The 13,253-nt window shown below is 46.7% G+C and carries 15 protein-coding genes; 6 read left to right on the top strand and 9 right to left on the bottom strand.

What is annotated here, in order from left to right; genetic code table 11:
• The first annotated feature begins 82 nt into the window (after positions 1-82).
• The 3 genes from ACT6NV_RS08125 to ACT6NV_RS08115 all read left to right on the top strand — a co-directional run bounded on the left by ACT6NV_RS08125 (position 83) and on the right by ACT6NV_RS08115 (position 4,626).
• Positions 83-436 (top strand): 4Fe-4S binding protein, encoded by a 354-nt coding sequence (locus ACT6NV_RS08125; RefSeq protein WP_445383980.1) that lies wholly within the window; start codon positions 83-85, stop codon positions 434-436.
• A 226-nt stretch (positions 437-662) separates the two neighbouring features.
• On the top strand, positions 663-4,193 hold the full coding sequence (gene nifJ / locus ACT6NV_RS08120; RefSeq protein WP_445383979.1) for a pyruvate:ferredoxin (flavodoxin) oxidoreductase: 3,531 nt from the start codon (positions 663-665) through the stop codon (positions 4,191-4,193).
• A 55-nt stretch (positions 4,194-4,248) separates the two neighbouring features.
• Positions 4,249-4,626 carry a HEPN domain-containing protein gene (locus ACT6NV_RS08115; protein ID WP_445383978.1) on the top strand — a complete coding sequence of 126 codons (378 nt, stop codon included), beginning with the start codon at positions 4,249-4,251 and terminating at the stop codon, positions 4,624-4,626.
• A gap of 112 nt (positions 4,627-4,738) precedes the next feature.
• On the opposite strand, the gene ACT6NV_RS08110 is transcribed toward ACT6NV_RS08115, so the two are convergent.
• The 9 genes from ACT6NV_RS08110 to ACT6NV_RS08070 all read right to left on the bottom strand — a co-directional run bounded on the left by ACT6NV_RS08110 (position 4,739) and on the right by ACT6NV_RS08070 (position 11,133).
• Positions 4,739-5,071: a ferredoxin gene (locus ACT6NV_RS08110; protein ID WP_445383977.1), complete on the bottom strand. Its 333-nt coding sequence runs from the start codon at positions 5,069-5,071 to the stop codon at positions 4,739-4,741.
• A 22-nt stretch (positions 5,072-5,093) separates the two neighbouring features.
• Positions 5,094-6,155 (bottom strand): NAD(P)/FAD-dependent oxidoreductase, encoded by a 1,062-nt coding sequence (locus tag ACT6NV_RS08105; RefSeq protein WP_445383976.1) that lies wholly within the window; start codon positions 6,153-6,155, stop codon positions 5,094-5,096.
• Positions 6,156-6,196: 41 nt separating this feature from the next.
• Entirely contained in the window at positions 6,197-6,436 is a 240-nt protein-coding gene (locus tag ACT6NV_RS08100; RefSeq protein WP_445383843.1) for a NifU family protein, read from the bottom strand.
• A gap of 2 nt (positions 6,437-6,438) precedes the next feature.
• Positions 6,439-7,578, bottom strand: a complete 1,140-nt coding sequence (locus tag ACT6NV_RS08095; RefSeq protein ID WP_445386680.1) for a P-loop NTPase — start codon at positions 7,576-7,578, stop codon at positions 6,439-6,441.
• 99 nt (positions 7,579-7,677) lie between these two features.
• A complete protein-coding gene (locus ACT6NV_RS08090) occupies positions 7,678-8,019 on the bottom strand; it encodes an MGMT family protein (RefSeq protein WP_445383975.1) in 342 nt (113 codons plus the stop codon).
• 11 nt (positions 8,020-8,030) lie between these two features.
• Positions 8,031-8,660, bottom strand: a complete 630-nt coding sequence (locus tag ACT6NV_RS08085) for a LysE family transporter (RefSeq protein ID WP_445383974.1) — start codon at positions 8,658-8,660, stop codon at positions 8,031-8,033.
• The gene (trmB, locus tag ACT6NV_RS08080) at positions 8,657-9,334 is read right to left on the bottom strand and encodes a tRNA (guanosine(46)-N7)-methyltransferase TrmB (RefSeq protein WP_445383973.1); all 678 of its coding nucleotides are present in this window, start codon (positions 9,332-9,334) and stop codon (positions 8,657-8,659) included. Before trmB ends, ACT6NV_RS08085 begins: the two co-directional genes overlap by 4 nt.
• A 36-nt stretch (positions 9,335-9,370) precedes the next feature.
• Positions 9,371-10,450, bottom strand: a complete 1,080-nt coding sequence (locus ACT6NV_RS08075) for a sensor histidine kinase (protein ID WP_445383972.1) — start codon at positions 10,448-10,450, stop codon at positions 9,371-9,373.
• Complete coding sequence (locus tag ACT6NV_RS08070) at positions 10,450-11,133, bottom strand: response regulator transcription factor (protein ID WP_445383971.1); 684 nt, start codon at positions 11,131-11,133, stop codon at positions 10,450-10,452. Before ACT6NV_RS08070 ends, ACT6NV_RS08075 begins: the two co-directional genes overlap by 1 nt.
• Positions 11,134-11,366: 233 nt before the next feature.
• Between ACT6NV_RS08070 and ACT6NV_RS08065 the strand changes: the two genes are divergently transcribed.
• The 3 genes from ACT6NV_RS08065 to ACT6NV_RS08055 all read left to right on the top strand — a co-directional run bounded on the left by ACT6NV_RS08065 (position 11,367) and on the right by ACT6NV_RS08055 (position 13,215).
• The gene (locus tag ACT6NV_RS08065) at positions 11,367-11,675 is read left to right on the top strand and encodes a T9SS type A sorting domain-containing protein (protein ID WP_445383970.1); all 309 of its coding nucleotides are present in this window, start codon (positions 11,367-11,369) and stop codon (positions 11,673-11,675) included.
• Between the two features lie 175 nt (positions 11,676-11,850).
• Positions 11,851-12,165: a T9SS type A sorting domain-containing protein gene (locus ACT6NV_RS08060; RefSeq protein WP_445383969.1), complete on the top strand. Its 315-nt coding sequence runs from the start codon at positions 11,851-11,853 to the stop codon at positions 12,163-12,165.
• 54 nt (positions 12,166-12,219) lie between these two features.
• Positions 12,220-13,215 (top strand): LuxE/PaaK family acyltransferase, encoded by a 996-nt coding sequence (locus ACT6NV_RS08055; RefSeq protein WP_445383968.1) that lies wholly within the window; start codon positions 12,220-12,222, stop codon positions 13,213-13,215.
• Positions 13,216-13,253: the final 38 nt, after the last annotated feature.

The raw sequence follows: 13,253 nt of genomic DNA, 5'->3' as shown, positions 1-13,253 counted from the left end.
CAGGGAAGAAATCCTGACTTTTATCATTTAAAGCGGCGTTTATGAGCCCTAATTTTACAGGTAACCTTATAAATAAAATACCATGGCCATTATTATCACAGACGAATGTATTAATTGTGACGCCTGTATTTCGGAATGTCCAAATAATGCTATCTACGAACCCGGAGAGGAATGGTCCTATTCCGATGAAACAGCCCTTAGCGGGAACGTAAGCCTTCCATCTGACGGAAGTGAGGTGGATGCCGACGCCCAGAACGACCCCATATCCGATGAATTCTATTTCATTGTCCCCGAAAAGTGTACGGAATGCAAAGGCTTTCACGATGAGCCCCAGTGCGCCTCCGTATGTCCGGTGGATTGTTGTGTCCCTGACGAAGCCCATCAGGAAAGCGAGGAAGAACTCCTCACCAAAAAAGCCTGGCTGCACGGGGAATAACCCGGGATCCCATTAGTTGTCGTATCTGTCGGAAACCTTCAGATATGCTATCCGTGGCTACAGCCGGCAAGGATACTTATATCGATGATAAATATCATATTATGAGATTCTTAGGCTGCGTATTTTTATAAGAATCGGTGGACTCTCAAGGGGTGTAAACCAAACACATGCACGTACAGAGAGGCTTCCTATTTGAACATCCAGCATTATAATAAACCTTCCTGTCATGAAAAAAGAATTCCCGAAGCTCATTTGCGATGCCAATGAAGCAGTAGCCAGAATAGCGCATAAAACCAATGAGGTCTGCGCCATTTACCCCATCACTCCGGCATCGCCCATGGGGGAGCATGTAGATATATTCAGCTCAAAAGGCGAAAAGAATATCTGGGGCAATGTGCCCAGGATTGTAGAGATGCAGAGTGAGGGCGGAGCGGCCGGTGCCGTTCACGGATCCTTACAGGGAGGGGCGCTAACCACCACTTTTACAGCTTCTCAGGGATTGTTGTTAATGATCCCGAATATGTATAAAATAGCGGGGGAACTGCTCCCGGGCGTTATACACATTGCAGCCCGAACGGTTGCCACGCATGCCCTGTCCATTTTTGGGGATCACTCGGATGTGATGGCTGCGAGGCAAACCGGCTTTTCGATGCTCTTTGGCGGTTCTGTACAGGAAGCAATGGATTTTGCACTTATTGCGCAAGTTGCCACGCTTAAGTCAAGAGTACCTTTCTTAAATATTTTTGACGGATTCAGGACTTCACATGAAATTTCCAAAATCGATGCCATTCCCGATGACATCATCAAGGCAATGATGCCAGAGGAGGCCATCATGGCCCATAAGGAAAGGTCACTGGATCCTGACCACCCTGTAGTGCGCGGGACCTCCCAGAATCCGGATGTATTTTTTCAGGCCCGAGAGGCATCCAACCCCTTTTACGATAAAGTGCCGGGAATCGTGCAGGATACCATGGATGAATTTTATCGGCATACCGGGCGCCAATACAAGCTATTTGAATACATCGGCCACCCCGAAGCTGAAAAATTAATGGTAATTATGGGCTCCGGTCAGGGACCGGTTATTGAGGCGGTAGACACCCTGGTTAAAAAGGGCGAAAAAGTAGGAGCCGTCATTGTCCGGCTTTTCAGGCCCTTTTCGATTGCACATTTTATAGACTCCCTGCCCAAAACCGTGTCCAAAGTTGCCGTCATGGACCGAACCAAAGAACCCGGAGGCACAGGGGAACCTTTATACCTGGATATACTCACCGCCTTTGCAGAGAGCGATCGCAAAACCCCTTTGCTTATTGGTGGACGTTATGGGCTATCCAGCAAAGAATTTGATCCTGCCATGGTAAAAGCGGTCTTTGACGAGCTGGACAAGGAGGCACCAAAAAACCATTTTACAATTGGGATTACAGATGACATTACACACAAAAGCCTGGAAGTAGGGCAGCGCCTTGAAACTGTTAAAAGCACTTTCAACTGTATGTTCTATGGCCTGGGATCTGACGGAACGGTTGGGGCCAATAAAAATTCCATTAAAATTATCGGGGAAACCACCGATAACTACGTGCAGGGATATTTTGTATACGATTCAAAAAAGGCAGGGGCACAAACCGTTTCCCACCTGAGATTCGGACCAAATCCCATACATTCCACTTACCTGATCCACAAGGCCGATTTTATTGCCTGCCACCAGTTTAATTTTATAGAGAAGTACGATATCCTGAAAAATATCAAAAAAGGTGGGACTTTCCTCCTGAATGCCCCCTTCCCGAATACAGAAATCTGGGATAAGCTACCGCATGGGATGCAAAAACAGATCGTGGAAAACCAATTGGATTTTTACGTTATCGATGCTTCCGGCGTGGCCGAAGAAGCCAAACTGGGTAAGCGCACCAACACGGTACTGCAGACCTGCTTCTTTGCTATATCAGGAATTCTTCCCAGAGAAGAAGCCATTCAGAAAATCAAGGATGCCATCGTGAAATCATATGCCCATAAAGGAGATAAGGTTGTACAGATGAACTTTGAGGCGGTTGATACTGCCCTGCAACACCTGCAAAAAGTGGATTATCCCGATGAGATTACCAGCAATATGGGCCTTAAATCCATGATGACGGGAACAACGGATCCCTTTGTCAAGGAAGTACTGGGGACCATCCTGGCCGGCAGGGGAGATGAACTCCCGGTAAGTGCGTTCCCGGTAGACGGTACTTTTACCACAGGAACATCCCAATACGAAAAAAGAGGTATTGCCAATTTTATCCCCGTCTGGGATGATGCTGACCTTTGTACCCAATGCAATAAATGTGTTGCCATCTGCCCGCATGCTGCCATTCGCGCCAAGGTAGTTCCGAATGACTACCTGAAAGGTTCCCCGGCGAGCCTGAAAGCAGTACCTGCCAAGGGAAGGCCGTTTAATAGCGAGACTGAATCCTATATTTTACAGGTTTCCCCTGAAGATTGTACCGGCTGTGATCTCTGCGTGGCGGTTTGTCCGGCAGAGAGTAAGCAGGTTGAAAACTTCAAGGCCATCAACATGAGGAAAAAAATCGAGGTAGATCAGGTGGAAGACGCCAATTGGGACTACTTCATTAAGCTGCCTGATTACGACCGGGCGGCCCTGCAGATAACCAATGTAAAAGGATCTCAGTTCCTCGAACCGCTATTCGAATTTTCGGGAGCCTGTTCGGGCTGCGGGGAAACCCCCTACATAAAAATGCTGACCCAGCTCTACGGGGATAGCATCTTAATTGCAAATGCAACCGGCTGTTCCTCCATTTACGGAGGTAATTTACCCACCACCCCTTACAAGACCAATAAAGAAGGCAGAGGGCCGGCATGGGCGAACTCCCTGTTTGAGGACAATGCTGAATTTGGCTTCGGGATGAAACTGGCCCTGAAGAAAAAACAGGAAATAGCGGCTGCCCTGCTTCGTTCCCAGGAATCCCTGGTTGGAAAGGAATTGGTGCAGGCCATTCTGGAAAACCCTGAAACCAATGAAGAGGAGCGCAGCCAAAAATTCAAAGACCTGGACCGCCTCCGAAATGTCCTTAAAACCAGTGGATCGGACGATGCCAAAAAACTGTTGCGACTAACGGATTACCTGCGCAGAAAATCAGTATGGGTAGTTGGCGGAGACGGCTGGGCTTACGACATTGGATACGGAGGTCTGGACCATGTGCTGGCATCCGGGGAAGACATCAATATAATGGTGCTGGATACAGAAGTATACTCAAATACCGGCGGACAAACCTCCAAGGCTACCCCCTTGGGCGCAAGTGCCAAATTTTCCGTATCCGGGAAAAGGACCGGTAAAAAGAGCCTGGCACTGCAGGCCATTTCATATGAAAATGTATACGTGGCACAGGTAGCCATGGGTGCCAAAGACCTGCAAACTTTACGTGCCATAGAAGAAGCTGCGGAATATCCCGGACCATCCCTGATTGTAGCTTACTCCCATTGCGGGGAACACGGTTATGATTTGAAAGATGGGGCCTTGCAGCAGGAAAAAGCAGTTGCTTCGGGCTACTGGCCACTTTTCAGATTTGATCCGTCCAAACCCAAGGGCAAAAAATTCAAACTGGATTCCAAACAACCGAGTATGCCTATCAGTGAATTCATGTATAATGAAACCCGCTTCAAAAGGGTTGCCAAGGAGGATGCTGATTTAGGGGAGGAATTGTTGCAAAAGGCTCAGGAAGAAGTCGAAAACCGATGGGAACGTTTGGAGTTGTTCAGAAATATGTAACCCTTAATAAGCATATAAGATATACATATGTAAACCATAATAAAATTTGTCACTCATGAAAAATCAAGCCAGTCTCTTGTTTGAGGATGCCATCCAAAAATTGAGGGAAGCAAATGATGAATTATGCCGTCCGGAGGAAGATGTTGTTGCTCCCCTTGTTTGCAGCAATTCGCATGCGGCTATTGAAAATTACCTGAAAGGGTTCCTGGTTCTTAATTCCATTGAGCCACATGCCGATGAGAGCATCGATGGTATGTACGAAAAATGCAAACGTATCAACAAGAATTTTGAAGAAATCCATCTGTCCGGATTCAAATGTACCGACCACAAAGACGAGTCGCGTTTTAAAAATGAGCCTTCTAAATTCAGTAGGTGCTTTGATATTGCAGATAGTTTGGACACCTTTCTCAGAAGGGAGAAGATTATCGCCTGAGCATCCCTTTTCAGGACATATGCTCCCGCCCCAAAGCGGCAGGAACCCGTCGGTTAAAACGGGACAGGGTTTTTGTGGGCTTTTAGCCCATATGGTTTAAAGCGAGCCGTAATTATGACCCTTCCGGGGCGAGTTCTACCTGCAGCCCGTTCAAATCATTGGTAAGGTGGATCTGGCATCCCAATCTGCTTTTTTCATTCACGAAAAATGCTTCAGACAGCATGGCCTCTTCATCTTCTGTCTTTTCGGGAAGGTCGTGATCGGAATTGACATAAAACTGACAGGAGGCGCACATTGCCATCCCCCCGCAAACCCCTATGGTTCCCTCCGGGGCCAGTTCAAAGACCCGGACCAGCTCCATAAGATTCATGTTCATATCCGTAGGCGCATCCACCTGGTGGCTGACTCCTTTCCGGTCTGTTATATGAACCCGTATTTCACTCATAGCAAAATTGTGATTTAATCTCCTATTCAATGGTTTTCACCACTGCTTTGGGAGCTTCTTTCTTACTGCCGTCAAACCCCTGCACTCCGCCTACTGTGGTATATTTAAGCACATACCGCTTATTGGGGTAAATTCGCTGATAGGCACTCTGTACCATCAGAGTGGCTTCGTGAAAACCACATAAAATCAGCTTCAGTTTTCCAGGATAGGTATTGACATCCCCTATAGCATAAATTCCGGGAATATTGGTCTGATAATCCAGACTGTTATTTACCCGGATCGCGTTCTTTTCTATTTCCAGACCCCAGTTTGAGATAGGGCCCAGCTTGGGAGACAATCCGAATAACGGGATGAAAGCATCTACTTCTATCCGCCTTTTCTCCTCGTCTTCCCCCACCTTTTGTACCAGTAGGGCCTGCAGCTGCTCCTCCCCTTCCAGACCTACAACCTCCGCAGGTGTAATCAGGTTGATTTTACCCTGATTTTTCAGTTCCTGTACTTTTTCAACAGAATCCAGGGCTCCCCTGAATTCATTTCTGCGGTGGACCAGGGTTACTGATTCGGCAATTTCTGCGAGATAGATGCTCCAGTCCAGGGCTGAATCACCGCCTCCGGCAATGAGCACCCGCTTCCCGCGGTACATTTCGGGCTCCCGAATCAAATAAGAAACCCCTTTATTTTCGAATTTCTCCAGGTTCTTTAAGATGGGCTTCCTGGGTTCAAAACTACCCAGCCCCCCTGCAATGGCAACAACCGGCGCCTGGTGTCTGGTGCCTTCATTAGTGGTAACAATAAAGGTGCCATCTTCCTGAGGCTCAATAGTCTCTGCTCGTTCTCCAAGGGTAAACCCTGGTTGAAAGGGTTTTATCTGTTCCATCAGGTTCGCCACCAGGTCTCCTGCAAGTATTTCGGGAAATCCCGGAATATCGTAAATCGGCTTTTTGGGATAAATTTCAGCACATTGTCCCCCGGCCTGCGGGAGTGCATCGATCAAATGGCACTTCAGCTGTAAAAGACCAGCCTCAAAAACTGCAAAAAGCCCTGTTGGGCCGGCACCTATAATCAGTATATCTGTTTTAATCATTGAGTAATCTCCGTCTTATCTTTCAGATGAACTCTCAAGAATCAATCCAGGTTAACAACCTGTTCAATCTGTGGGGCATGTTTTTTTATGGTCATTTCCACCCCGCTTTTCAATGTCATCTGGTTTACGCTGCACCCTACGCAATTCCCCTGGAGTCGGACCAAAACACGTTTGTCCTCCTCTATGGATACCAGGGAGATATCTCCTCCGTCGCTTTGCAGAAACGGACGGATCTCCTCAAGGGCAGCCTCCACTTTACTCTTTAATTCCTGAGAGGTCATTTTCACTTCTTTTTTACGGCAGCACAACCTGCCATTGTCGTAATCTTTATAGCCTCGGTAGGCGGAAGGTCTTTGTTCCTCCTTACCAGTTCTTCTACCATTTGTCTTGTAGCATGCTTAAAAGCCGCCTCGGTGGGGCTTCCTTCCTGCAATGCTGCAGGTCTGCCCACATCTCCGGCTTCCCTTATGCTCTGTACCAATGGGATCTCACCCAGAAAAGGAATCTTAAGGTCTTCAGCGAGGTTTTTTGCTCCTTGCTTGCCAAAAATATAGTATTTATGATCAGGGAGTTCCTCCGGAGTGAAATAGGCCATATTCTCCAATATCCCCAGAACAGGCACACTAATGGCCTCCTGCTGGAACATGGCAACCCCTTTACGGGCGTCGGCCAGTGCAATTTGCTGAGGCGTACTAACCACCACGGCCCCGGTTACGGGAAGGGCCTGCATGATACTCAGGTGAATATCCCCGGTTCCCGGTGGCAGGTCTACCAGTAAGAAATCCAGCTCGCCCCAATGGGCGTCAAATATCATTTGGTTCAGGGCCTTGGAGGCCATGGGACCCCGCCATATAACTGCCTGGTCTGGCTGTGTAAAGAATCCAATGGATAATAGCTTTACTCCATAATTTTCAACCGGCCGCATTTTGGACTTTCCCTGAATCTGCACTGCCATGGGCTTGTCCTGGGCCACATCAAACATAATGGGCATGGAAGGGCCGTAGATATCTGCATCCAGTAATCCTACCTCAAAACCCATTTTGGCCAGGCTAACAGCCAGGTTGGCTGCAACTGTAGATTTCCCGACACCGCCTTTTCCACTGGCTATGGCAACTACATTCTGAATTCCAGGGATTTGCTTTCCTTTGATCTGATTCGCCTGAGGCTTGGCCTGGGCATCCACTTTCAGGTTAACCGTAATTTTTGCCTTCTGATAAACCTCTTCGTGGATGGTCTTTAATATGCTGACCTCTGTTTTTTTACGTGCCTGTAAACTCGGGTTTTTAATGGTGATGTCTACCACCACCTCATCCCCGAAAACCTGGATGTTCTGCACAGCCCCGCTTGCTACCATATTCTCCCCTTCGCCGGGAACGGTAATTTTCTCCAGTGCGCGGAGGATATCTTTCTTATCGAGCTTCACATCCATAGCAATTATTCAAATTCATTCTAAATTGCAAAGATACGGCTTGAAACCCAAATGCAAAAGCACCTTTCTAAAAGCTGTGGAAATATTCAATCACTACTCCAGTGGGGCCCTAAGCTCCGTGGCAGGATCCCAGAAATGCTTCTGAAAGTTTACAATTTGATCCTGTCTTACTATTACCCCCTCATTTTCCAGAAGTTGCTGCATCAAATTGCTGCCGGCAAAATGGTGTTTGCCGGTAAGCAGGCCATTCCGGTTAACTACCCTGTGGGCGGGAACATCCTCCAGGTGATGGGCATTATTCATGGCCCAGCCAACAATACGGGCACTTCTGCCGGTTCCCAGGTATCGGGCAATGGCACCGTAAGAAGTTACCCTGCCATAGGGTATCTGCCGCACAACATCGTAAACCTTTTCAAAAAAGCCTTCTTTGTCCATTTCCTAAAGCATCAGGTATAAAAGATCCGTATCAATGTGATTACCAGCAGTATGAGCATTAGCACACTGAGGATATAATTGGAATTCTTGGAGAAGGTCTCCGTTTTCGATTCCAGTTTGGTGAAGTAAACCGTATACAGATAAAGTACTGAAAAAGTGCCGCATCCGGCGGCAAAGATAAAAGTGGCTATATCTGATATTTTAAACTGAATCCAGCCGGAGGCATTCCACATGGCATTCAGGGCGCTGTAATAGGGGATGGTCAGAAAATTCAGAGCCGCCAGCAGTAATCCCTTAAAAAAACTGTTCTTCTTGCTTACGCGAACCATTTTAATGGGTTTTTGGCTGCTCCTTCGCGCCAGCAGGAAAAAATAAACAGCAAAAAAACTAAAAACGATAAGGGCTGCTACTTGCAGCCATTTGATTATTTCCGGGTTCCGGTACAAAAATTTAGAGATCAGAACGGCAATATACGCCTGTACCATGATCATAGTGGATACCCCAAGGCTGAAAATCACCCCGTTTAATTTCCCTTTTTCTACTGAGGTTTTAGCAGCGTTCATATTCAACAACCCCGGGGGTACCGTTGCCATAAAAGCAGCGGAAAAGGTTGCAAAAAAAAGGATGAGCAGATGGGTCATGATGGCTCCAGGCTAAATTGCAGATAGGTTATGGCCTTCCCTTGTTCAAGGTAACCTTTTTCGTAAAAAGTCTGTATGGATAACGCCTCGTCGGGCGCCCCACCGTTGCGGTAAATATCGTGGTTCGAATAATGGATCTTAAGACCCTTTCCCTGTAGCATCCCCAGGGTATATCCATGCAGGAACTCGCTGTCTGTTTTCAGGTGGACCAAGCCGTCCTTCTTTAGAATCCGGCGGTAGCGGTCCAAAAAGGCTGCGTTGGTCAGCCGGTGCTTGGTCCGCTTGTATTTTATCTGAGGATCCGGAAAGGTGATCCATATTTCACTTATTTCACCCGGCTTGAAAAGTTGCTCGAGCAATTCTGCCTGGCTTCTTATAAAGGCTGCGTTATCTATCGATTCCTCCAGCGCCGTTTTGGCGCCTCTCCAGAGACGTGCTCCCTTAATATCCATCCCGATATAATTGGCTTCAGGACTGCGCCGGGCCAGCTCTATCGTATATTCACCCTTACCGCACCCCAGTTCCAGGATGATAGGGTTAGGGTTGCCAAAAAATTCATGCCATCTTCCGCGCTGCTTAAATTTTCCTTCCAGCAATTCCTCCCTGCCTGGCTGAACCACGTTCCTGAAGGTTTCGTTATCCCTGAATCTTTTTAATTTGTTTTTACTCCCCATAAACAGCGTTCGCGTGTTTCACAAAACTAGTTAAATTCAGGCTTTGGCAGTCTCTTCTTTTTTGGGGGCACTGGCTCTTTCCAGGGTAAATGAGAACTCCGAACCTACATCCACAACGCTTTCCACGTATATTTTTTCATTGTGCGCCTCAATAATATGTTTTACGATGGCCAGGCCCAGTCCGGAGCCTCCTTCCTTCCGGCTTCCGCTCTGATCCACCCTGAAGAAGCGCTCAAAAATACGGGTGAGAAACTGGGGTTCAATTCCCTCCCCGTTATCGGTAACCCTGACAATAACCTTGTTCTTGATAAGGTTTTCCACGCTTACTTCCGTAGTGCCGTCCTGGTGGCCATACTTGATCGAATTTACCAGAAGATTGGTGATCACCTGCTGAATCTTTTCCTTATCTGCATGAACGTAAACCGGGCTGGTGTAACGGGTATCAAAAACCAGGGAAATCCCTTTTTTCGCAGCTTTCATTTCGAGCAGGTCAAAAATGTTCTGTATGAGTTCTATTATATCAAAATCTTCCCATTCCAGATGCAGGTCTCCTATTTCGAGCTTGGTGATCAGGTCCAGATCCTTGATTATGTAAATGAGGCGTTCTACCCCTTTGGCCGCCCGCTGCAAGTATTTTTTGCGCACTTTTTTATCCTCCATGGCCCCGTCAAGCAAAGTGTGTATATAACCCTGTACGGTAAACAAGGGGGTCTTTAATTCATGGGAGACGTTCCCCAGGAATTCTTTACGGTACTCCTCCCGGATCTTAAGGGTGTCGATCTCCACCTTTTTATCCTTTGCGAACTTTTCAATCTCCTCGGTTAGCGTCTTCATATCTGTGGTGATAGGCCGTGAAGCGAATGAGGAAGACTCCAGAAGGGAAACATCGTCATAGATTTGTTTGATGCGGCGGTAAATAAAATTCTCCACCCGAATTTGGAGCACCACGAAGGACATGGTGAATGTGAGCACAATAAAAACCAGGTACCAGGGCCAGTATTCCTTCAGTAAATCTTCATAATACAGGAATACTAAGACGCCAAAGCAGATTACCAAAGAAATATATACGGAGGAGCGAAGTGCAAATCGATAGGATTTTCGAAGCTTTATGGCCATTATTCCACGAACTTATAGCCAACCCCCTTTACGGTTTTAAAGTGGTCGTCCCCAATTTTTTCCCGCAGCTTGCGGATATGTACGTCAATGGTACGCCCGCCTACCACCACTTCCTGACCCCAGACCCGGTCCAGAATTACTTCTCTCTTAAATACTTTATCTGGCTTGGAAGCAAGAAGCGCCAGCAATTCAAATTCTTTTCGCGGCAGGATGAGTTCCTCTCCATTATTGACCACCTTGTATTCTTCACGATTGATCACCAGATTGCCAACTTTCATGATCTCAGCAGGGCCCTCATCTTCCCTAAGGCGTCGAAGCAGTGCCTTTACCTTGCTCAGGAATACTTTTGGCTTGATTGGTTTGGTAATATAATCGTCTGCCCCGGCATCGAAGCCGGCCACCTGTGAGTAGTCTTCAGACCGGGCCGTGAGGAAGCAGATTATTGTATTCTCGAGCCCTTTGGTCTTACGGAGGATTTCACAGGCTTCAATACCATCCATCTCTGGCATCATTACATCGAGGATGATCAGATGGGGCGATTTCTTTTTTGCCTTTTCTATGGCTTCCACTCCATTCTTAGCCGTAAAAACCTGATATCCCACCGAGGAGAGGTTGTAGCTGAGGATTTCCAGGATATCGGGTTCATCGTCTACCAGTAATATCTTGATATCCTGCTTTTTCATGAAGATAGGTTTAAAGAGTACTTATCAAAAATAAAGATAATACCGCAAGACAAATAACCCAAAGACCGATTTTCGTAAACCTAACAATTTGATAACATCTGTCCATCAAAAATTCCCCGAATGGAATCTTAAGTGTGCATTTCATCGATTTTTATCCTAAATTAAAGGCTCCGGAGGTTTATTGGAAAGCAAAAACAATATCTTTGTGGCACAGCATTTGTTGCTACTTGCGTATGAAGCACTTTTACACCTTTGTTTTCTTTTTGATTGTCAGTACTGGATTTGGGCAGCAAACTCAGAGCAGGGGGGATATTGAAGGCTTCAAATTATACCCAAACCCGGTTACCCAGGGTAAATTGTACATCGTTACTGCCAATAATGCCCCTAAAACCATTCGGATATTCGACGTTTTAGGCACTCCCGTGCTTGAAACAAAAATCCTGGGCAACGAGTTAAACCTGAGCCGGCTGGAAGCAGGCGTATACCTGATACAGGTATATGAAAAAGATAAAGTGGCTACCCGTAAACTTATTGTAAAATAGCTCTCTTAAGGGAGATGTTGGCTCATTTATACCATCGATAAAGTGTATTGATTTATCGATCAACGGAAAGCGGCGTTGAATTCACCTACAAAAACGCGAATTACACAACAAAAGCAACTGGACTTTTCGGCTTTGCTCTATATTTAAAGCGTTGATCCCAAATCAATAACCTACAATGAGGTATTTATACCTGCTCATATGCCTGTTGGGCTGCTATACCCTTTCTGCCCAAAGCAAAGACGATTCTGCCGGCAAGGAAGCACTTGAGTTCAAGTTGCATCCAAATCCTGCACTTGAGAATGTGATCTACATTGAAACTTCAGACAAATCGCCCAAAACCATCATGATATTTGACCTTTTTGGCAAGGTGGTTATTGAGCGGCGGACCACAACCAACAGCCTTACGATAGACCAGTTGGTTCCAGGGGTCTACATGGTACAGATCAGACAGAAAGACCTGGTAGCTACAAAAAAACTTGTCGTCCGGTAAAAACGACCCCTCTCCTGCCCCTCTAATTTTCAAACAGCCGAAATTTAGCTACTTTTGAGCATTGTATTTCCAATGCATCCTGAACAAATATTTCAAATTGAAAATGAAGCAGATTTTCAGGCTCTTTGCCTGAAAACTTTTCAGAATCAATACCAGCATCTGGCACCCTACAGGGAGTTCTGTGATTACCTGGGGCGCAACCCTTCCAACACTGAAAGAATTGAAAATATTCCGTTTCTCCCCATTGAATTTTTCAAAACCCATTCCATCATTCAAAACGGGCTTCGACCTGAAACTGTTTTCACAAGCAGCGGAACTACAGGAAGTAAGCTAAGCAGGCACCCGGTAGCAGACCTGCAGCTCTATCGCGAGAGTTTTTTAAAGGCCTTTGAACTTTTCTATGGGCCGGCTCAGAATTTTTGTGTCCTCGCACTCCTGCCTTCTTACCAGGAAAGGCCCGGATCATCCCTGATTTATATGGTATCCGAACTGATCAGGCGCAGCGGGCATCCACAGAGTGGCTTTGTTAAGACAGATCTGAAGGCCTTCGCCAGAGAACTGCAGAAAATAGATGATCAGGGTAGCCCCGTACTGCTTATCGGGGTCTCCTTTGCGCTGCTGGATCTGGCCCAAAACCATCCCCTGAGCCTGAAAAATACCATCGCCATGGAAACCGGGGGCATGAAAGGAAGAAGAAAAGAAATGGTTCGCGAAGAATTACACAAAATTCTTTGCAGGGGTCTTGGCCTTCCTAAAATCCATTCCGAATACGGGATGACCGAACTGCTTTCTCAGGCCTATTCAAAAGGAAATGGCTTATTCCAAAGCCCTCCCTGGATGCGGGTACTCCTCAGGGATACCGAAGATCCTTTAAGTTTTCTGGAACCCGAGAGAACAGGAGGGATCAATATTATTGACCTGGCCAATCAGTATTCCTGTTCCTTTCTGGCTACCCAGGACCTGGGACGCTTAAAACCTAAGGGGCAATTTGAGGTACTCGGTCGTTTCGACCATTCCGATATTCGTGGATGCAACCTGATGGCCCTCTAAAGGGTGAGTATTTTTTAACAGGGCAAAAGGTTCTCCTT

The sequence above is a fragment of the Robiginitalea insularis genome (assembly GCF_052497835.1).
This window is presented reverse-complemented; position numbering and strand designations above follow the sequence as displayed.